This is a genomic window from Mesorhizobium sp. WSM3859, from assembly GCF_002295065.1.
In the GTDB taxonomy this organism is placed as follows: Bacteria; Pseudomonadota; Alphaproteobacteria; order Rhizobiales; family Rhizobiaceae; genus Mesorhizobium.
In genome coordinates this window covers 227,069-247,612 of sequence record NZ_NSGG01000009.1, presented here as the reverse complement: position 1 = coordinate 247,612, position 20,544 = coordinate 227,069, and the positions used below count along the sequence as shown (strand labels likewise).

Annotated in this window: 13 protein-coding genes; 6 read left to right on the top strand and 7 right to left on the bottom strand. The window is 57.7% G+C overall.

Annotated elements, in window-relative coordinates; translation table 11 throughout:
• Positions 1 to 546: 546 nt before the first annotated feature.
• Both CK230_RS20485 and CK230_RS20480 read right to left on the bottom strand, forming a co-directional pair.
• A complete protein-coding gene (locus CK230_RS20485) occupies positions 547 to 2,847 on the bottom strand; it encodes a mannose-1-phosphate guanylyltransferase/mannose-6-phosphate isomerase (RefSeq protein ID WP_095818942.1) in 2,301 nt (766 codons plus the stop codon).
• 13 nt (positions 2,848 to 2,860) lie between these two features.
• Positions 2,861 to 4,381, bottom strand: coding sequence for a phosphomannomutase/phosphoglucomutase (locus tag CK230_RS20480; protein WP_095818941.1), 1,521 nt, complete (start codon positions 4,379 to 4,381; stop codon positions 2,861 to 2,863).
• 687 nt (positions 4,382 to 5,068) lie between these two features.
• Here CK230_RS20480 and CK230_RS20475 point away from each other — a divergent pair.
• Positions 5,069 to 6,964, top strand: coding sequence for a GNVR domain-containing protein (locus CK230_RS20475; RefSeq protein ID WP_095818940.1), 1,896 nt, complete (start codon positions 5,069 to 5,071; stop codon positions 6,962 to 6,964).
• Positions 6,965 to 7,076: 112 nt separating this feature from the next.
• On the top strand, positions 7,077 to 7,871 hold the full coding sequence (locus CK230_RS20470) for a sugar transferase (protein ID WP_245429989.1): 795 nt from the start codon (positions 7,077 to 7,079) through the stop codon (positions 7,869 to 7,871).
• Between the two features lie 526 nt (positions 7,872 to 8,397).
• On the opposite strand, the gene CK230_RS20460 is transcribed toward CK230_RS20470, so the two are convergent.
• Both CK230_RS20460 and CK230_RS20455 read right to left on the bottom strand, forming a co-directional pair.
• Complete coding sequence (locus tag CK230_RS20460; protein WP_245429988.1) at positions 8,398 to 9,711, bottom strand: polysaccharide biosynthesis/export family protein; 1,314 nt, start codon at positions 9,709 to 9,711, stop codon at positions 8,398 to 8,400.
• Positions 9,712 to 9,725: 14 nt separating this feature from the next.
• Positions 9,726 to 10,598, bottom strand: a complete 873-nt coding sequence (locus tag CK230_RS20455) for a glycosyltransferase (protein WP_095818937.1) — start codon at positions 10,596 to 10,598, stop codon at positions 9,726 to 9,728.
• A gap of 293 nt (positions 10,599 to 10,891) precedes the next feature.
• Here CK230_RS20455 and CK230_RS20450 point away from each other — a divergent pair, with 293 nt between their 5' ends.
• Positions 10,892 to 12,076, top strand: coding sequence for a glycosyltransferase (locus tag CK230_RS20450; protein WP_245429991.1), 1,185 nt, complete (start codon positions 10,892 to 10,894; stop codon positions 12,074 to 12,076).
• On the opposite strand, the gene CK230_RS20445 is transcribed toward CK230_RS20450, so the two are convergent.
• Positions 12,069 to 13,199 carry a glycosyltransferase family 1 protein gene (locus tag CK230_RS20445; protein ID WP_095818935.1) on the bottom strand — a complete coding sequence of 377 codons (1,131 nt, stop codon included), beginning with the start codon at positions 13,197 to 13,199 and terminating at the stop codon, positions 12,069 to 12,071. The genes CK230_RS20450 and CK230_RS20445 overlap by 8 nt on opposite strands.
• Positions 13,200 to 13,389: 190 nt before the next feature.
• Between CK230_RS20445 and CK230_RS20440 the strand changes: the two genes are divergently transcribed.
• Together CK230_RS20440 and CK230_RS20435 are read left to right on the top strand one after the other, a co-directional pair.
• A complete protein-coding gene (locus CK230_RS20440) occupies positions 13,390 to 14,676 on the top strand; it encodes a glycosyltransferase family 1 protein (RefSeq protein ID WP_095818934.1) in 1,287 nt (428 codons plus the stop codon).
• Positions 14,677 to 15,004: 328 nt separating this feature from the next.
• Entirely contained in the window at positions 15,005 to 16,444 is a 1,440-nt protein-coding gene (locus tag CK230_RS20435; RefSeq protein WP_245429987.1) for a DUF4214 domain-containing protein, read from the top strand.
• Between the two features lie 581 nt (positions 16,445 to 17,025).
• On the opposite strand, the gene CK230_RS20430 is transcribed toward CK230_RS20435, so the two are convergent.
• Both CK230_RS20430 and CK230_RS20425 read right to left on the bottom strand, forming a co-directional pair.
• Positions 17,026 to 17,784 carry a response regulator transcription factor gene (locus CK230_RS20430; RefSeq protein WP_095818974.1) on the bottom strand — a complete coding sequence of 253 codons (759 nt, stop codon included), beginning with the start codon at positions 17,782 to 17,784 and terminating at the stop codon, positions 17,026 to 17,028.
• Positions 17,785 to 18,360: 576 nt separating this feature from the next.
• Positions 18,361 to 18,579 (bottom strand): hypothetical protein, encoded by a 219-nt coding sequence (locus CK230_RS20425; protein WP_095818933.1) that lies wholly within the window; start codon positions 18,577 to 18,579, stop codon positions 18,361 to 18,363.
• Positions 18,580 to 19,088: 509 nt separating this feature from the next.
• On the opposite strand from CK230_RS20425, the gene CK230_RS20420 reads away from it, so the two are divergent.
• Positions 19,089 to 20,522 (top strand): hypothetical protein, encoded by a 1,434-nt coding sequence (locus CK230_RS20420; protein ID WP_141246063.1) that lies wholly within the window; start codon positions 19,089 to 19,091, stop codon positions 20,520 to 20,522.
• The last annotated feature ends 22 nt before the right edge of the window (positions 20,523 to 20,544 follow it).

Here is a 20,544-nt window from a genome sequence, read left to right as displayed (position 1 = left end):
TTTGGTGTCATCTATGACTTACTTCTCTTAAAATTCTCTCGCATTGACTCAACTATCTCGCTGGCAACCAGACAGCTTCGGTTGTCCGCCTGGTCGGCAGCATTTCGCAAAGTCAGCGACGCGTCCCTCAGCAGTCCCCTGATCTCCGCCGCCGACAACACTTCTGACGCTTCGAGCTCCAAAAGAACCGATTCACTCACATGCAGCGCGGCGAGCGCAACCGCCCGCGGCCTTGTTGCCAGCAACTTCAGGAGATCGCCGCTACGCCTGTTTCTCGATTTCTTTTTCGCCATCGTCGTCTTAACTACCCGGACAAAAGATCCTATTTCCAACATCTTGACGAGTGTGCGCAGTCCAAGAGACAGAGAGGTCGAGACGACCCTTCTCTTTAAGGTGTAGCCAATGGTAACGGTAACCCAGTTTGCAGCAGTGACCCAGAGGCAAGGGGATACCGAATTAGCGGTAGCTGGTGTTCTTCGGCATTACCAGTGAAGGACATCCCGCCAGGGGATCCACTGCCGTTGTGAAGCGAGAGCCGTCGCTTCTTCAGCCGTAGACCTGCTTCGGTAGAGGGCTGTCCGTTTTCGGGGAAGGCAGCGGAAACGGCTCGACCTGTCCCTCAGTCTTGTCGAGATACTGCATCAACGCCGTCACCAGATGGTAGAAGATGCTGGCTGGAACCTCAGTCGCAAGCGACCGGCCGCGCTCGTCGATCCTGTCCACCCATAAGCCAAGAGGTGCGGGATCGATATGCCATCTGAAAAGGCGCGCGACGCGGCCCTCGATTTCGGGTTTCAGATCAGGCCCACCAATATTGTCCAGCGCGATCGCCGCTTTGACAGCCTCGCATTGCGGCCAGCTGCGAGAGAGTCTGTCGAGAGGCATCCCTTGTCGCGACACGGCCGCATATGCCAGCCCTGTGGCTCGATTCAATCCGCTGGCAACTGCTGATGAATAGAGTTTCCTGGCGTAAGCAGCCAAGTCTTTTTGTCCGCTGGACCGCGCGAAATCCACGAGCAGGGAGGCCCATTCGAAATGGTGCCCCGGTTCGGTCCATTGTCCTTTGTCTCCGGGCAACGGCAGCCAGTCGGCATCGAAATATTCGCCAAGCGTCCAACTTTCCTGGTCGAAAAAATGGCATCGGAAGAGATCGATCACACGAGCGGCTCGACGAAGATATGTGCGGTCGCCGGTTGCGTCATGCCAGGCAAGAAACGATTCAAGCATGTGCATGTGCGGGTTCGAGGATCGGACGCCGTTCCAGCCGGGTGTCTCCAGGAAGCCATTCAGGCTGCCATCCTCGAGGTGGGAATCGATAAAATGAAATGTCTCCTGTGCGAGTTGCAGAGCTGCCTGATGACCGCATCGGTAGGCGTGGGCAAGCGCAAGGAGCACGCAGGAATGGTCGTAGGCATCCTCCATCGGATCGGCCACGCTTCCATTGGAATTGAGGGCGCGTACCCAGCCGCCTCGGTCGGTGCGGCCGCATTTTGCGATGAAGTCGATGCCGTGATCGATGAGCTCGTCCGCGGCCCCGGTCCAGCCACGTTCCTTGGCCACGGCGAAAGCATAGATCTGGCGGGCCATCGTCCGCATCCGCTTGGGCTTGCCCAACGGCCTCGCATCGAAACCGAGCGCTTCGTGAAAGCCTCCGTGCACAGTGTCGACCCCTGCCGTCGACCATAGAGGAAGCGTCTCGTTGAAGAGCCAATGTTCCACGCGCTTGCGCCATGAGCCGCTGATAATGACCCGGTCTTCCGAAGCCGTGAATTTAGTCTCGAGGCGGCCGCTTTTCTCGAGCTGTTCGACGACCTTCTTCACATTCTGGCTGTGGCTTACCGGTGCGACGAATATAGCGTCCGGCGTGGCGACCACCGCCACATCCTTCATTCCGATCACGCTGAGCAGGCGCCCCTGGCTTCGGAGGTAGGAATTGTCGCAATCCATGGCGACGACATCACCCATCACCACGTTGCCGTTGCCATCCGCGGGACTGGACTCCAGTAACGATTGCCACGATCCCAGGTCGCTCCAGCGGAAGGAAGCCGTCACCATCGCGATGCCCTGCGCATGTTCCATGACGGCATAGTCGATCGACGTGGAGGGGACCGCCGAATAGAAGCCTTGGGGCAAGTAGAGGCCTGACACGTCGGCTCTGGCTGCCCTGAAGGCGCGTTCCGCAGTATCCCAGATCTCCGGCTGGAATTCGATCAGAGCTCTTTGCATCGTGTCGGCACGAAACAGGAAGATGCCCGCGTTCCAGTAGAACCTTCCCGACGACAAATATTTTTGCGCGGTCTCGATGTTCGGCTTTTCTACAAAGCGGGAAACCACGGCCGCGCCATCGTCATTGGCGGCAACCTCGATGTACCCATATCCGGTCTCCGGATGAGTGGGCTTGATGCCGAACACGACAATGCTTCCTGAGGTAGCGGCAGGCGTGCCGGTTTCGATGGTTTCCCAGAATTGCGCCTCGGTTGATATCTGATGGTCGGATGGAACCACAAGGACAAGCGCATCCTTGCCGTATTCGGAAATCGTCTGCAGTGTCGCTATTGCGACCGCCGCCGCGGTATTGCGGCCCAGGGGTTCGAAGATCGGCTTTCCACCGTTCAGTCCGAGCGGACTTATGTCCGAGATAACGCGTTCGGCATGGCGTTCGGACGCTATCAGATAGATCGGCGTTTCGCTGCTCGGCCACGCCTTCAGGCGGCGGACCGTTTTCGCCAGCATGGAGCCATCCCCCGACAGATCGTGAAATTGCTTGGGATTGTCTTCGCGCGAGAGCGGCCACAGGCGGGATCCGACACCCCCGCTCATTACAAAACTTACGATCCGGCTGGCCATGCTTCAGTGCCTTTCAGAATGTCTGGTTATAGGTTCCAACCTCTGGATTGCGGCGCAGGACCGCGTCGATCGCCTCGAACATCTGTCGACGCCGCTCCGAAGAGACCGGGCTTTCGACGACAACGACGATTTCGGGCTTGTTCGACGATGCTCTGACCAGACCCCAGGTGCCGTCTTGAGCCACGACACGCACGCCGTTGACGGTCACCAGGTCGGCAAGCGGCTGGCCCGCAAACTCGGTCCCGCTTCCCTTCATTTTCACGAAATCGTCCATAACCCGGTCGACCACACCGTATTTGACTTCGTCGGGACAGTGAGGCGACATCGTTGGGGTGCCAAAGGTCACTGGCAGGGACCGGTAGAGGTCGGCCAGCGTCGTTCGTGGATTCCGGTCGAGCATCTCACAGACGGCAATTGCGGTGACAAGGCCGTCGTCATAGCCACGCCCAATCGGCGCGTTGAAGAAGAAGTGCCCCGACTTCTCGAAGCCTGCGATTGCATTGAGCTCGGCAACCCGTCGCTTGATGTAGGAATGGCCCGTTTTCCAGTAGTCCGTGCGGGCGCCGTTTTGCGCGAGCACGGGATCAGTCATAAAAAGTCCGGTTGATTTCACATCCACGACAAAGGTGGATTTTGGATGCAGGCTGGAGATGTCTCGCGCCAGCATGACGCCGATCTTATCCGCGAAGATCTCAGTCCCCTCATTATCCACCACGCCGCAACGGTCGCCGTCGCCGTCGAAGCCGAGGCCCAGGTCAGCGTCGGTCTCCAGAACCTTGTCCCGGATGGTATGCAGCATCCGCATGTCTTCAGGATTGGGGTTGTAGCGCGGAAACGTGTGATCGAGTTCAACGTCCAGGGGGACCACATCGCAGCCGATCTTCTCCAGCATCTGTGGTGCAAAGGCCCCGGCCGTCCCGTTGCCGCAGGCCACAACCACGCGCAGCGTTCGGCGGATGCTCTTTCCGGCCGTCAGGTCCTCGATGTATCGCTCACGACATTCGGACACAAACTCGTAGCTTCCACCGCCTGTCAGATCGAAATCGCCGCTCAGAACAATCGCTTTGAGGGCCGTCATCTGGTCGGGCCCAAAGGTAAGAGGTCTCTGTGCGCCCATCTTAACTCCGGTCCAGCCGTTCTCGTTGTGAGAGGCCGTTACCATCGCAACAGACGGGGCGTTGAGTGCGAACTGGGCGAAATAGGCGGTGGGGGAGAGCGCCAGGCCTATGTCCTTGACACGCGCGCCAGCCGCCATCAGCCCCGACACCAGCGCCATCTTTATGGACATCGAATAGCTGCGAAAGTCGTGGCCGGTGACGATCTCCGGGCCGACGCCCATACGGCGGATCAGAGTGCCGAGGCCCATGCCGAGCGCCTGGGCGCCCATCAGATTGAGCTCGGGCTCTTTCTCCGAGCCAGGATGGCCGAACCACCAGCGCGCGTCATACTCCCGGAAGCCGGTGGCCTTGATGAGCGCATTGCTCTCGAATGCAAATGTGTTCGGCTTGGCTTGGCTGACTATCTTCAGGGTCACGCTACCGCTCCGAAATTGCTCGACATTCCTAGCATGGCGGCAGGCCCGGGCCCCTTCATGAATTCGGGTAGCCCTGCACCCCGGTTCGCGCCCCATCATCCAATAGGTGATACCGATCGGTGATCGAAAGGATGTCTCGCCGGCTCATGGCCATTAGGCATCGTGGGGTAGGCTCGCGTCGGGTGCCGGTCTCAATTGTGGCCCGCATGATGCCGCTGACATTTCTCAAGCCAGCTTGTCGGAAGAGCGTCGACGACAGGCGCTTCAGAGGCTTGGCACGTACGCTCGATCGCGTTCAGCCGGAGATCGAAAAAAGAATCCGAGCAACTTCGCCGGAAGCGGATGATGGACTGTGCGGCATTTTCCCTGGAGGCGATGGAAAACGGCGAGCGAAGTGAACGCATGTCGGCGAAGCTCGATACTCTTGCGCGCGCGAGCTTGCGGCTCACCGGGCACGACAGCTGCTGCCGGAGCATCAGATGTCATTCGTGGGAGGAGTAAGAGCTGGTCTGCCAACCCTTCAGCGCTTCCATAGGGTGTAGGCCTACGCCAATTGGTGGCGTTTACCTGCCTCCGCGCCGGCGTAGTCTTTCTTCAAAGGGTGGGATGGGGGCCGAATACCATGAAGCTGCCGTGTCAGGGCGGCGTGCACGAAGACTCCTCCTTCATGCGCGCCGGAGACGTTGAATGAACCGCTTGTTCGCCAGTCAATGGCCTTTGGCAACCAATCAGCAGGTCAATGCCGGACAGGAGTTCATCAGCCTCTCGGACATAACGGGATTTCTGAGGCATTACGTCGGCACAATCGCTGCATGCCTTGCCGCGGCCCTGTTGGTGGCATGGTTTTACAATTCGACGACCGACTCGGTCTTTACTGCCACCACACAAATATTGATCGAACCGAGGTTGCCGCAACATTTGCAAGACGGCGGTGAAGTCAATTTATCATTGGACACTGCGCAGATTGAAAGTCAGATCGCAGTCATGCAGTCTGAAAAGATCGCTTCGATGGTAATCGATCAGTTGAATCTGATCGAGGACAGGAATTTCAATCATCCTGAGACGCCGATCTTGCAGGAGCGGTTTAGAAAAATAAAAGATATAATAGTGGAGGCTTTAGGGGTTCAGAAAAGCGCCTGGCTGAACGCGCTCTGGGACCATATCGGTCTGGGCGCCGCGGAGTCGACCACGAAGCTGACCGACTATCAGAAGTCGCGTCTCGGCATGCTGATTTTCCGCAACAACCTCGATGTGCGAAGGGTTGGTGTCTCCTATGCGATAGAGATATCCTTCACTTCCGCCGATCCCGAGCGTGCAGCCAAGGTTGCGAATGCAACGGCTGACGCTTTCGTGCATGAACAGATCGACACCAAGGCTGAGGCGGCAAGAGAGGGTGGAGCATGGCTGGAACAACGCCTCCAGCAACTGCGCACCCAGATGAACGAGGCCATGGCCAGGGCGCAGGCATTCCGCTCTCGACACGACTATAGTGTAAACGGCGATTCAAGTGATGGTGGCGGCGTCAATTCCGAACCTACTCTCGAAGAACTCGAGGTGACTGCTGACACGTTTAAAAAAATGTATGAGAGCTTCCTGCAGGCTTACACCAACTCTGTAAGCCAGCAATCCTATCCCGTTGCAGATGCGAGAGTGATCACTGTCGCTACGCCGCCGCTTTCTCCGAGCGCACCGAAGCCGAAGCTGGTGCTGGCCTTCGCGGCGGTTGCCGGCCTCATTATCGGCATTGGCCTTTCTTTTGCACGGCACTCGTTCGATTGGAGCGTGCGGTCGCCACGTCATATCCGCGATAATCTGGGCATAGAGTGCATCGGAGAATTGCCGTACACATTCAAGCACAGGGAATTCGGAAACGTCGACGAGGTGGCCCGCCATCCCTGGTCGCGATACAGCCAGAGTCTGCGCAAAACGCGAACTGAAATCAGCCTGGCGGAAACGAACCACCCGGTGAGGTACCTCGGGCTCACAGCTGTTTCCAACAATAGCCAGAAAAGTTCTGTCGTGAGCAATCTCGCCACCCTCTACTCGATGTCTGGTCTGAAGACTTTGGTCATCGATGCCGATGTCCGGAGATCGACGATCACCACACGGCTGGTTGGGCGCTCGGAGATATTGGGCGAAGAGTGCATGGAGCCTGTTCGACTCAACATCGTCCGCGGTCTTGGCCGGCGTTTCGACGTGCTTTCAAGTTCCGTAGTGGATGCAAAAAACCTGCTCGTGCCAAGGAACATGCAGGCTTTCCTCTCCGAAATCAGCTCCGACGATCCGGCAACCGACGAACTGGCCGCCTACGACATAGTCATTGTCGATATGCCGACGCTTGAATCCGGGGCGGATGACTTAATCATTGGATCCGTGCTCGACGGCGTCGTGGTCGTTGCGGAGTGGGGCAAAACGCACGTCGACACGCTGCGGGAACTCGTGAGAACACTCCAGGCCTCCAGGACGCAGATACTTGGCGTGCTTCTCACAAAGGCGCGGGCAATCACGTCGAAGCACCGTCGGGTCGCGGCCAGGCAGGATGCTTTCGGAAGTCGGCAAAGCGTGAAGAGCGATCATACGTGAGGATTAGGGGTAAGCCCCGGACGTAGCGCGCTACCTCCTTTGCATTTCTTGCCGGCAAGTTCCGTCCTTGGAAGACTGTCCAAGTCACAGAACTGGAAACAGCGACCGTCACATGACAAACGCCTTCGAAAAGCAGTCGCACCAGGGGGGCTCGATTTGGGGCCAGCCAGTTGCGCCGGCGGCGGTTGAGAGCCGGCCGGTCCTGCATGTTGTTTCCACGCGCGACTACGCCAGTGCCGGAACGGTGCTGGATGACCTCTCGAATGCCATCAATACGGGAACGACGAACCCTCCGATTGGAGGCCTCTTCAAACGGGCCATGGATCTGATCATAGCCGGTACAGCGCTCATTTTGGCCGCGCCCGTCATGATTGTCATCTGCTTGCTTATCAAGATCGTGACCGGGGGCCCGGCGGTATTCTCGCACAGCCGTGTCGGCTTCGGCGGAAAGCCATTCAACTGCTACAAATTTCGCTCGATGATCGCCAATTCAGACGAAGCTCTGAAGACATATCTCGATGCCAACCCCAACGCACGCAAGGAGTGGGAAGAGACCCACAAGATCAGGAACGATCCCCGCGTCACGTTCTTCGGGCGGCTGCTTCGCAAGTCCAGCCTGGATGAACTCCCCCAACTCATCAACATCCTGCGTGGTGACATGAGTTGCGTAGGCCCAAGGCCAATCGTCAAGGACGAACTCAGTCGTTATGGCGATCACCAGGCGGAGTATCTTCGAACGAGACCCGGACTCACCGGTCTTTGGCAGGTGAGCGGAAGAAGCAGTTTGGACTACGACAATCGCGTTGCGCTGGACAGCCACTATGTGCGGAACTGGTCGGCTTGGCTCGATGTGATGATCTTGCTCCGGACCATCGTCGCAGTCATGCGGGTCGACAGGGCTTCCTGATGCCCCGAACGGGTCGGCCTTAGTTTCGATTCTTGCAATCGGATAGACACAAACCGACGATATAGGCGCAAGCCAATAAAAATAGCAGGATCAAAGATTTGCCCAGGCCCGGATGACCTGGCATTCCAAGGCTGTTCCAAGCAACGATTCCGATCAGAAGCAGGGCGGTCGCAGCTAGGAGAGCCGGCGCCTTGAACCGTAAACCGAGTAATATCCCTGCCACCGACACCGCGAGTATGCTCGTAAGCACCGATATCTCCAGTGGCACCCGCAAAACCATTTGGCTTGCCGCGGCAGGGAGTTTCGTCAGGGCCCCAGAGCCCAGCATGCGCCAACTGATATGCGGCCGCGAAGTGCAAGGCAAGTGCTAGAAATCGTGGTTGGGAAATGCCGCTCAGAATGTCAAAATCCAGCTCTGTCGAGCCTTTCGACCATCAGGGCATCACCACTTGGGCTGTGGCGGTTCAACGGCCGCCTCCGAGCTGGCAAAGCGCCCGTCACGAATATGGTTTCAATGAGGATATGCTCAGTTCGTGTTGCGAGCGGCAGTTGTGTCCGCCTCAATGCTGGCATTCTCTGCAGGCAAGCCATCCAAACCTGATTGCGGCAACGGGATCTCGACCTTCACGGTGTCACCAGGTTCGACAAGGGTTGTCTCCTGGGCGGGAAGCTCTTCCGTGCTCCCATCTTTCGGCCGCACAATCGTGAAGATCGGCTTTGCCTTTGCCGCGTTTTGCCTGAGCGCCAGCAAAGCGGGTGCTGTAACTTGCGTCTCGTGCAACAACTGCACCGCAGTGTTGGATTTGCTGGTGACCTCGTTGAGCTGCTGCTGCGTTTCTCGCAAGCTCTCCGCAACCTCGCTGGAATGCTGGTTGTTGAGGTTGAGGATTTCGATGTCGGTCTTGCTCATCTCTTGCCTGACACGCAGCATCGAGGTCTCGGCCGCCAGTCTTTCGCTTTGCATCTGGGCGACAGTGCCCTCCAGCGAAAGTTCCCGCGGCGCGACCGCGAGGCCTTTCTGCACAAGGTTCGAAACACCTGCAAGCTCCTTTTGGATGAGCTGGATTTGTTTGTCATGAAAAGTCAGTTGTTGTTCGAGAGAAACCAGCTCTTGTTGCAGGAAGTCCTTGAGTTCGTGCAGTGAACGGAGCTGAGTTGCCAGCGAATCCTTCCGGATGGCGAAAATCTTGCGCTCCTGATCCATTGCCAGAGCAATGGTCTCGTTCGACGCCCTGTCCGTCAATTCCGAGGGGAAAGTGATGTTGTCTTTGCCAGCCAGCTCTGACTGCAACCTCGCCTTGCGCGCGAGCAAGCTGACATTGTTCAGAGCCAGCAGTCCAACATCCCCTTGGCCCGAAATCACCTCTCGCTCAAGACGGGACCAATCATCCTCGCGTATGGGTAGCCCGCCGGCGATCCCCAGTGCCTGCAGCACTGTCAGTTCGGGTCGATACGGAAATTCGCCAGGTTGCTTGACGTTGCCGACAATATAGAACGGCCGGTATTGGGCGATCTCCGCAGCCACGTCCGGCTCGCGGCCAAGACCCATGCGCTGCATCAACCGATCGCCTATGGCGCGAGCTAGATCCGCGGGAGCGGTACCCTCGGCGCGTATCTGCCCGACAAAAGGAAGAAAAAGCGTGCCGTCGGCGCCGACGGTGAAAGTGTCATTGAGAGCCGTCCACTCGAAGATCACATCGCGCGACGCGCGCCATTCATAGACCTTAAGCCTGACCTTGTCCTGTGGTCCAAGGAGGTACTCCGCAGCTGATGCCGGCAACGGGCAGGCAGATGCCGTCGCCAATGAAATCGCTGCCGCTGTCGAAAGCCATTTGCGCATTGTCTTCACCATCGTCAGATCTTCAGGATGTATTCGGGCTCGATCCGGCCCATGGCGATATGGAGGATTGCAAGTGCGTTGCCGACGAGCCGGCCTCTCCGATCGACATACGGCTCGGGCCAAAGGCTCTTTGCGAGGTTGGCTCCTATATTCCTGAACATGAGGGGAAGGGCGAAGGAGGCCGGCACCGTCCCTTTCCTTATCAGGTAGATCGCATTGGCGACCTGGGAGTAGCCGAATCGCTTTCCGCTGACACGGCCCGTCTTGATTCCGAGATGAACGCCCGTGATCGACGTCACGCATACCACGCGACCCTTGGATCTCATTTGACTGGTGAAATCGATGTCTTCCTGCCAGCCGTAGAGGACAAGGCGCTCATCGAATCGCAAATCGCCAATCATCGAAGAGCGGAACGACATGTTGCAGCCGTAGGCACCGACATGGTCGACGACGGATGGTCCACCCGGTTCTTGTCCTTCAGAGTCCCTTAAGGCGGCTTCTGCATCGCTCCAGGTGAGACCGGCATTGGTAGCGCCGTCCCGGACAACCCTGCCCATTACAACCGCCCACCTGTCATTTCGGGCAAAGGCCTGCTCGATCTGTTCCAGGTATCGGGTGGACGGAACGAAGTCGTCGTCGAAGAATGTTATGATGTCGAACCGCCCCAGGGAGGGCACGAGCGCCGAATTGCGTTGCGCTGCCAATCCTTTTGGTCCGAAGACGCTCGACACCGGGAAAAGGCAACCGTGCGGAAGTTCGACGTGCGTCGCGTCGGGTGCCGACAGTATGACTTCATCGGGCAGTCTTGTCTGGCCGCCCAAATATCCCAGCAGGCGAGCGACCTGCTCGCTTCGGCCGAGGGTTGGGATAATCACTGCAAGTTTCATTTTGGATCCAGGCGTCGCTTCCCCTGACCCTATGACGACGCGAGGATCCAAACAGCCTGCATAAAAGTGGGCTCGGCCGGCGAGGCCTACCCCCGGGTACCTGCTTTCGAAGTATTTCCCGCAAATGGCTTGCGACCATAAGCGGTAGGCGGCCGATCGCCCGGTGCACTCCGTGACCGATCGGACAACTTGCGAGGGCCATCTGACGAAACAAAAACTGAGGCCTCGAGTAGGAAGGGGAGAACATGCTCCAGGAACGCTCTTCCGACCTGGCTATCGCAGCCAAGGTCGAAATGCCCATCGAGGAGTTTTCGGCTGCTCCGGCGCCAGACTTCGACAGATATGCAAGGATAGCTGTCGTCCACGACTGGTGCCCAAATTTCCGGGGCGGCGAAAGGGTGCTGGCGCAGATCTGCAAACAGTTTCCCAATGCGGAGGTGTTCACGCTTTTCGATTTCCTGCCGGCCGAGGTGAAAGAGCAATACTTCCGCGACGTGGAATTTCACACCTCCGCGGCCAATCGGATACCGATGATCCAGAAATTCTACCGTTCCCTCTTCTTCCTTTGCCCCTTCCTGATCGAACAGTTCGACGTGACCGGCTATGACGCGGTGATCTCCTCTTCAGCCGCCTTTTCGCGGGGCGTGATCACAAGGCCCGATCAGCCGCATCTGTGCTACGTGCACAGCCCCGTCCGCTACGCCTGGGACGAGCAGTTTTCTTATCTGCAGCAAGGCAAGCTCGGTTTCGGTCCGAAGGGAATGCTGTACCGTTACATGCTGCACAGATTGAGGACGTGGGATACGAGAACCGCTCACGGTCCGGATCTGATGCTGGCGAATTCGAACTATGTCCGTTCCCGAATTCAGCACATTTATGGACGTGACGCTCGGGTCGTTTTCCCGCCCGTCTCGCTGAAGGAACTGCCCTGCGTTGAAGACAAAGACGACTACTACGTCTCGGCGTCGTTCCTGGCTCCCTACAAGCGCACCGACCTCGTCATCAAGGCCTTCAATGAGATGCCGTCTCGGCGGTTGGTTATCGTCGGCGAAGGACAGCAATCGGCCGACCTTCGGTCGCTGGCAGGTCCGAACGTCACATTCTCGGGATTCCTTCCTCGCAAGGAGTATGTCGATATCCTTGCCCGGGCGAAGGCGATGGTCTTTGCAGGTTGCGAGGACTTCGGCATCGCGCTTGCCGAGGCACAGGCTTGCGGGACACCGCTCATCGCGCTTGGTCGCGGCGGTGCGGTCGATATCGCACGGCGCCTCGGGTCAGATCCCGAGCCGACCGGAGTCCTGTTCAAGGCTCAGACAATCGCGCACCTCAAGGAAGCGGTCGAACGGTTTGAGGAAAACATTCACCTCATCACACCGCAGGCCTGCGCCAGGAACGCGCAGCGCTTCTCGGAAGAGAATTTCGACCGGGCCATGCTGGAGTCGATCGGCGCCGTCCAGGCGCTTCACGGGATCATGTGAGTTCGCGTAACCTGACGACCTTGGCTTCTGTGTCGATGCCGTCCGCAACGGCCATCGCCTGCAAGTATCGCAAGGCGCTCGCTCTCCAGCTATATGCCGAGGCTCTGGCTTTTCCTTTCGCTGCCAACTGCTGGCGAACGACCTTGGAATTGCGGAGCCCCATGAAGCGATCGAACCACGCCTGCGGATTGTCGGCGGCTGCATAAAGGGCCGCGTTCTGGCAGACCTCCGGCAGGCTGGCGCGTTCGGACGCCACAACGGGGCAGTCGAGGGCCATCGCCTCGACAATCGGAAGACCAAAGCCTTCCGTGAGCGAAGGAAAGGCCAGGCAAAGCGAGTCCATCAGCAGCGCTGCCAGCTCGTCATCCGAAATACGTCCGAGCCAATGGATGTTTCCGGCTTCAGCCCTAGCCGATCCCCTTTTGAAAATATGCGAGCCCGACATGCCGACTACCGCTATCCTCAGTCCGGCTTCGCCGAGGCGATCAGCCATGCCGAGAATGAGATCCACATTTTTGTGGGGCGCGGCGCTGCCGATCAAGACGATGGTATCCCGCGAGGCGGCCAACCGCGTCGCGGTCGAGTGTTCGGGCTTCCACCGCAAGACATGCTCATGTCCGTTAGGGGCAACAAACGCCTTTTGCGCCGGTACAATGCCTCTGCGAACCAGTTCGCCCAGTGAAAAATTGGAGACAGTCGAAATGTTGCACGCCGTCTTGCCGAGGCATGACAGCAGCGCTTTGTAAGAGGCCCTGAAGCGAAGTGAATAGCTTTGGGGTGCATTCCACACGTTTGCATCATGAATGCAGACAATATGCTTGCGAGGCAGAAGCGGCCCGGTATTGCATAGACTAAGCAGGCCGCTGCCGTGCAACGAAGTGGCTAGTTGGGTCTGCTCCCACAGATGCCCACCCGTGTTGCCTACCTCGACCTGCTCGACGCAATTGAGCGGAATATCCGAGCTGTCCGGTGGACAGTGAAGTCTGATCTCGAGCCCACGGGTGAGCGGCGCCCCCTCGGCGATCAAGGCATCAAGTGAGCAGACGATCTCTCTCGCATAACGCTGGACGCCGGTTGTCGGTTGAGAAAGAAAACGTCCGTTGATCGCCCAGTGCCGTACCATGTCACCCTCTCGATGTCCCTAGTTTGAAACCGCGAACGCGTGCGGTCACTACGGCCGTTGGGTCATCCGGACGCGCGCAGCATCATCCAGCAGGCCAGGGCAGGTGTTGGAACTACCTCAAACGTTTGAGGGCCGTTGCGTCTCCGAGAGTGTTAATCTGGCTCCCGGTTCCGGTAAGGCGGAGAAGGTTATGGGCAAATCTGAGTTCAATGCGGCGCCGGCCGGACGGCCAGGGCATTTGAACGGACACAGCACTGCCGCGGTGGTGGCGCGATCGCTTCCCGAAAGCCCGCAATACCTGATCGGCCATCCTGGGAGGAGCTTGGTGGGTGTTGAGCCGCCGAAGCGGCGCTGGACCATCAATGGCGACTTCACCACGCTCCGACGCAATGGAATAGCGCGCTACGCATTGGAAGTCACGATGGCTCTAGACGCGCTCATTTCGGAAAGGCATCCGCTTGGCCGAGATCTGGAGATCGATCTCGTGGTGCCGCGCCCGCTTGCCGAACCTCTTCATCTGAAGGCTATATCGGTCCGGGTCGTTCCGGAGTTCAACAGACCCCGACTTCCTCAGTTCTGGGTGCAGGCGCAACTACCCTGGCATGTGCCTGGAGGACTGCTGAGCTTTTGCAACCTCGCACCGGTCATGCTGAGGCGCCAGATTGCATGCATCCATGATATGCATACGAGGCTGATGCCGTCGAGCTATGCGCGAGGATTCCGTTGGGCGCATCGCCTGATCCTTCCATTGCTTGGCAGGCGTGCCGCACGGATAACCACGGTTTCGCAACTCTCCCGCAGCCATCTGATCAAGTTCGGGATCGCACGCCAGGAAAACATCGTCGTTACCTACAATGGCAGCGACCATGCGAAGAAGTGGGATGCGACAAGATCGTCCTTAGCCGTCGATCGAGGCAGACCATATGTCGTCTGTCTCGGTCGGGGGGACCAAGAATACAAGAACATGGGACTCCTCGCCAAACTAGCCCCGCTTCTGGATGAGATGGGTCTCGACCTCTGGATGCCAGGAGATGTCGAGGAGGAAACGATCTTGCGGCACGTCCCGGAAATGCCGACGAACATCATCCTTCTCGGGCGCATAAACGACCACGATTTCAAAAAGACGCTCGAAGGCGCGCTTTGCTTCCTGTTTCCATCACGGATTGAAGGTTTCGGGCTGCCCGCTGTCGAGGCGATGGCGTCGGGGTGCCCGGTCGTAGCTTCGACTTCGCCCTGCCTGCCTGAAATTTGCGGAGATTCCGCGCTCTATGCAGATCCCGACGACATTCAGTCATGGGCGGAAAATGTTCGCCAACTGGCGCTCGACCCGGATTTACGCACGCGAATGGTCAGCAAGGGCCATATTAGGGCGAGCAGCTATTCCTGGCGCTGGATTGCGTGGAAATATCTTGAACTGATGGTCCAGGTCGATGCGGATTTCGGAGAATTGCGGGCAGTCGACCGCGAGTGGCGCTAGAGCGTTTCACCGTTTCACGGAAACGGCGAACCACTCTATCTCCTTGTTTTTACGCAATTCCGGGCGGAAAACCGCTCACACTTTTCCTGGAATTATTCTAGCCGGTTTGTTGCCGCACAAAGCTCGTATCATTCGGTACATCCTCGGCAGTCGCCACGACCATCTGGATACGGCACCAGCGCAGCGGCAATCAAATGGCCATGCCGCCTGACGGCTAGGTTGGGGCATTCAAAAGACGTAATGCGAAGCTTCGCATCCACGTATGGGCAAATTGCCTCCGTCTCCTCCAGTTCCGACTATTCGGACATCAAAAGCCGTGCAGGGAGGCATGATTGCCATGTCGTTTCGTATCGCAGTCGCCGCAGCTTTGTTACTGACAACGGCAGTGCCCTCATCCGCAGATTTGCTCTGGGGCGTGAACGGCCATCCGATAGTTTCCTACCCGGGTGTTCCGATCGAAAAACAACTCGACTACGTCAAGAATCTCGGCCTCAAATCATATCGGGTCAACATCACGGCCGAAGACCAGGCAGATACTCTAGCTCAGGTCGTGAATGCCGGAAAAGAACGGGGGATCGAAATCCTCCCCGTGATTACACCCGGGATGGACCTGGACAAGGAGAAACCGGACCAACTTTATGTTGAGGCCCGCAAACTGGCGGTTGCGCTCGGCACCAGGTTCAAGAACGATATCCGCGTTTGGGAACTGGGCAACGAGATGGAGAACTACGCCATCATAAAGCCCTGCGAAGAGCGCGATGACGGATCGCAATATCCATGCGGCTGGGGGCCGGCAGGTGGAACTGGAGTGCTCGACTACTACGGTCCGCGCTGGGTGAAGGTAAGCGCTGTCCTCAAAGGACTGTCCGATGGCATGACGGCAGTCGACCCGAGCATAAAAAAAGCAATGGGCACGGCCGGATGGGGCCATACGGCCGCCTTCGGGCGGATGAAGCAGGACGGGATCGCCTGGGATATCTCCGTTTGGCACATGTATGGTGAAGATCCGGAGTGGGCTCTTCGCGAGATTTCCGCCTATGGCAAACCGATCTGGGTCACCGAATTCAACAATCCCTACGGAAGTCAGCACGGCGAGCGTCAGCAGAGTGAGGGCGTCAAGCAGACGATGATGCGGCTCCGCGAGCTCCAGGGCAAGTACAAGGTGGAGGCAGCGCATATCTATGAACTGCTGGATGAAACCTATTGGGCTCCGAGCTTCGAGGCCAATATGGGTTTGGTCAGGCTCACCAAGGATAACAACGGCAAATGGGTAACCGGTGAACCGAAACCTGCCTACATGGCTGTTCGCGATATTACCCGCGGCCCGCAGCCGCTACCTGTGCCGAACCGGAATTGCGATGCAGATGCCAAGTTTGTCGACGGGTTCACCTATGCCCGCCAGGTAAATTTCGCCTACTGCCTCGTCCTTGGCCGTGACGCCGATGCCGCAGGCTTGGATCGTTGGTCGGCGGCGCTCGAGAACAGAGACGCCAGGACGACCGACATTGTTATGGAAATGGTCCGCTCCGCAGAATTCAAAGCCAAATATGCCACGATCGGCTTGAGCGACCGCGCCTACATCGCCTTTCTCTATAAGCTGTTGCTGGATCGCCCCGCAGACAGCTACGGGATGGAAACTTATTCCCGCCAGTTGCGGCGTGGATCGATGACGCGCGATAGCATTGCTTTGGGCATCGTCAACTCGAGCGAATTCAAATCCCGGCATGCCGCCACGCGCGATGCCTCGGATGTGCCCGCGCCCGGCTAGAGCAATTTCAGGAAGAGTGTGTGCGGTTTTCCGTCAAGAAATTGCGACAAATAAAGAGCAAAACAAAGAGATAGAGCGGTTCGCCGTTTCCGTGAAACGGTGAAACGCTCTAAGTAGGGCAACGACGCCAGCTATGATAGGTGGCGTCGTATTGTTCCGGCCTCCGCCACAGAACTTGATGTCACCGCCGGGCAGGCTCGTACTACAATAGTGTTGTGAGCTCTGGGCAACGTGCACCCGATCTGGTGATCCCGTGGCCAATGAGCAGCGCCTTTTCCCTGCAAAGACGGTCGTACCTCTTGCAGGAATCCGTCAGGAGGGTCGCCCGCGGAACGGGTCAAGGACCAATCCTGAATCGGTCTGTCGAACAGATTCTTTACGCTGCCGATAACGTTGTACCCGAAGCGTGAGGTTTCGAACAACCTCCGGAATGCCGGAAAGGATGGCTGACGCCAACGGCGACGAGATGGCCGCGGCGAAACGCCGTTTGATGCAACTGCGGAACGGACAATGGCGGAACTCGGTCAACAAAAAAATACGGCCCGCCAGGGTTAACCCCGGCGGGCCGCCTGAAACCACCATCATTCTCCGGCAGGGACACCTTCCCCGAAAAGGTCGTTGACCTTGTAGGCGACCTCCGTCCTGTTGGTCGCCTTCAGTTTTTTCATAATGTTTCGGATATGCACCTTGACTGTGCTTTCGCGCAAGTTCAGTTCGTAGGCTATGATCTTGTTCGCCTTACCGCGTCGAAGGGCCTGAGCCACTTCAGCTTGCCGGTGGGTGAACATAGTCGTCAACGGACGTGTGTCACGGCTGCCTGAATCGATCAGATGCCGCATAGACAATACACTACTGGCCGGTACGAAGATGCCGCCAGCCGCCGCAAGGTTGACGGCTTCGACACAGACATCGATGCCGACAGAAGTTGGAATGTATCCCCTTGCGCCGCACTCTAGTGCTGTCAGTATTTGCGCGAGATCTTCTGTATCCGCTAACAGTATTAGAGGGGACGAATTGAATTCTGAAGAGATCAAACGAATCTCATCAGCAATGCTGTGATCGGTAACCTTGCGGCCGCCAAGATTAAATAAAATGGCAGCTAGAGGAGGGTACGCATCCTTCTTTATGCGCCATTCCTCGATCGTTCCCATGGCAGCGACGGCCATGCCAAGATCATGATCCTTGAGGGCCGATGCGAGACATTCCCGATCCAAGGCCCTTCCGTCCAGAATAAGGAGGCATTCACTTTCTGCTAGTTCGTTGCCCCTTGAACTGATACTCGACGGAATTTCTGGTTGATTTGTCGAAGCGAAATTGTCCAGTCCGATTGTAGAACCCATACCCAGTACCCCAACTTTTGCCCAACACGACCGCCTCGTGGCGGCCGACATAACCCCCTCAAATTCCCGTTTTTTGAAAGATTCTCTACCCAACCCATCGTGAGCTCCTGCTGGGGTTCCCCCAGCTTGGACGCTCATCGTTTTCTCCCCAACGCCACCTAGAATTGAGTAATTTATGCTTTACAAGCGTGAGCTAATCTAGGTTAATTTTTTGGAAATTTTTTATTCAGCCTCTGGCCGGGCTCATGAATTTCCCACCCTCAAGGTCGAGAATACCAAGCGCCTTCACGCTTATCCGATAGGCGGAAGTCGGACCGCTATCCTTTGCGGTGCCCTACTCTAAAGGCTTCGTTGACGCCATACATCGCCGAAGATGAACATCGGTTGCCAGCGTTTGCCCGGGCTGACGCGGTCTGTCTGCGGAAAAAGCGAAGACAGGGTAGGGGAGCCACTCGCCCGCCCCAGTGGCTCCCCTATCGCTTGGCAGGAGTAGCGCACCACAAGTGGCGATAAAAAAATCCGCCTGCCAGCATGGCTGACAGGCGGATAGATGTTCCTGCAATTGACGCTTGGACCTCAGGCGTTTCCCTGAGGATCAGTTTCGCTCAGCCAAAGGCCACCCGCTTCATAATTGCGGGTCACGGTTTCGAAGGCATCGACCAACTTCTTGGCGGCTTTGTTGGCAACGTGGGTTTCAGGATACTGGGCGGTCACAGCCCGCGCCCGTTCGTAAATTTCCCTAAGTTGCATCATCTGCTTGGGGCTAAATGCGTCATGTATAACCAGGGTGGCCATACCGCTTATCCTCCTGATGTTGGAACTCTGGAAAACCCACCCCGTTGTCCAGAGTTCCGACAGTCTCAATTAACACGACATTTCATGGTTGTAAGCCGAAACGTGCCCGCAGCCTGTGTATAAGTGTGACATTTCCCCGCGTCGAGGCGTTCTTTAGTGTGCGTTGGCGAATTAGCCGTTTGCAGGAAGGGGTAGGCGGAATCCCGCAGGCAGACGTGCCGAAAGTTTCCTGGACGTACTAGCCGTTCGAGCATGCTTCTCGATCCAGGCGGATAACGACGGCGCCTTGCGGGCGTGACTGGCGAACCGGGACTAGCATGTAAACTCCAGGCCTAGTGCTAGCCACGATGGGCCGTTCGCTTCGCACGAAGACCTACAGCTTCTTGCGGAATGAGGGCTACGCCGTTTGGCTCTCTTGCCCAAGCCATGGGCCTGTCGAAAGATGCATTGTCGGATAGCGTCTTTCGTCAACATTGGCATGACCAACCGAGCGAGAGGCTCGATCAGAAATGCAGGTTTCTTTACCGGGTCTGCTAGTGTGCGCGGCGATTTTGGCGATTGCATACTATTCCCGGGGAATGCTGATAGTCGGGCTGATTGCTTCCCAGGCATTCGGCGCAACCGCCGTCATGACCCTGACTTTTCTGGGCGGTTCATCTCCACTCATCTACACCGTGTTCGAGGCTCTGCTCGTCGCCGCTGTCGCCGCCAGACGACGTATATGGTTCGACTTAGGAAGCGTGTTCGGGAGCATGCGCCCAATCTGGATTATCGCTAGCCTCATGGTTTACGCGGTCATTGGAGCGTGGCTGTTCCCAAGATTCTTTGCCGGACAGACGGCCGTCTTTGTCCAGTCGAAAATCCGCGGTACCGTCGTGGAAGCGTCGCTGGCTCCGGTTTCAGGCAATACCTCTCAGACGGGCTATTTTATTCTCGGCGGGCTCACCACCATCGCGCTCTGCACCCTGTTGCTGCACGCCGACAGGATAGACCAGCTACGCCGTGGGTTCTTCTTGTGGTGCGGCCTGCATGCCGGTATGGGGCTGATTGACTTTGCCGGCAAGAATGCCGGCGTGGGCGACCTACTCGCACCGATCAAAACCGCCAACTATGCGATTATAAGCAACGCTTACGAGGCCGGTTTCGCACGCATCACCGGATCTTTTTCCGAAGCTTCATCGTTTGCCGGCGCCTCCCTGGCCTGCCTGGCATTCTCCTACACTTATTGGAGAATGACCAAGTCCCGCCTCGCCCAAGGACTTTCGGCCGTCTTGCTTTTCCTGACAATCCTGTCGACGTCCTCGACCGCCTATGTCGGCCTCCCTTTGCTGTGCCTTCCGGTTGCCTTCTCGATGTTGGCATCATTTCTCAGGGGAAGAGTCGAGCGCGAGGAGCTATTGATTGCGGTCCTGATGGGGCTGGGTGTGGCCGTTGTTATGGGCGTCTGCCTCTACCGGGCCGACGCGCTTGATCCCTTCGTCAGGCTCTTCAACAACACCATCATCAACAAAGCCGATTCCGCCTCGGGACATGAGCGCACCTATTGGAACCTCAAGAGCCTGCAGTCCTTCGCCGACACCAGTGGCCTCGGCGTCGGCTTCGGCAGCTCCAGGGCATCGAGCTGGCCGATCGCGGTTCTCTCCCAGCTTGGCTTGTTTGGGTCTTTGATGCTGGCGATGCTACTCGGTGTCCTGGCCAGGGGATTGGGCGGGGTACAACAATGGGTGGCGCCTGAGACCGCTGCTGTCGCAATGAGCATCAGGAATGCCGCCTTGGCGGGTATCATTGCCAACTCGGTGTCGGGCGGCAGTGCCGACCCCGGCGTGCTCTTCTTCATTGCAATCGCCGTTGTCACCGCCACCAGGATCAGTGCCTTACGCAGGGCGGCAGGAAGCAATCCCTATCAGGCGGCGCGGCCCATGCCTGCTATCGAGCCTGCTTAGGTGACCGGCGCCAAAGCGAACT

Coding starts and splice junctions, on each gene's coding strand:
- CK230_RS20435 (WP_245429987.1), top strand. CDS start 15,005: ATGATTGCCATGTCGTTTCGTATCGCAGTCGCCGCAGCTTTGTTACTG.
- CK230_RS20420 (WP_141246063.1), top strand. CDS start 19,089: ATGCAGGTTTCTTTACCGGGTCTGCTAGTGTGCGCGGCGATTTTGGCG.
- CK230_RS20460 (WP_245429988.1), bottom strand. CDS start 9,711: ATGCGCAAATGGCTTTCGACAGCGGCAGCGATTTCATTGGCGACGGCA.
- CK230_RS20455 (WP_095818937.1), bottom strand. CDS start 10,598: ATGAAACTTGCAGTGATTATCCCAACCCTCGGCCGAAGCGAGCAGGTC.
- CK230_RS20430 (WP_095818974.1), bottom strand. CDS start 17,784: ATGGGTTCTACAATCGGACTGGACAATTTCGCTTCGACAAATCAACCA.
- CK230_RS20450 (WP_245429991.1), top strand. CDS start 10,892: ATGCCCATCGAGGAGTTTTCGGCTGCTCCGGCGCCAGACTTCGACAGA.
- CK230_RS20440 (WP_095818934.1), top strand. CDS start 13,390: ATGGGCAAATCTGAGTTCAATGCGGCGCCGGCCGGACGGCCAGGGCAT.
- CK230_RS20485 (WP_095818942.1), bottom strand. CDS start 2,847: ATGGCCAGCCGGATCGTAAGTTTTGTAATGAGCGGGGGTGTCGGATCC.
- CK230_RS20425 (WP_095818933.1), bottom strand. CDS start 18,579: ATGGCCACCCTGGTTATACATGACGCATTTAGCCCCAAGCAGATGATG.
- CK230_RS20470 (WP_245429989.1), top strand. CDS start 7,077: ATGACAAACGCCTTCGAAAAGCAGTCGCACCAGGGGGGCTCGATTTGG.
- CK230_RS20445 (WP_095818935.1), bottom strand. CDS start 13,199: ATGGTACGGCACTGGGCGATCAACGGACGTTTTCTTTCTCAACCGACA.
- CK230_RS20475 (WP_095818940.1), top strand. CDS start 5,069: ATGAACCGCTTGTTCGCCAGTCAATGGCCTTTGGCAACCAATCAGCAG.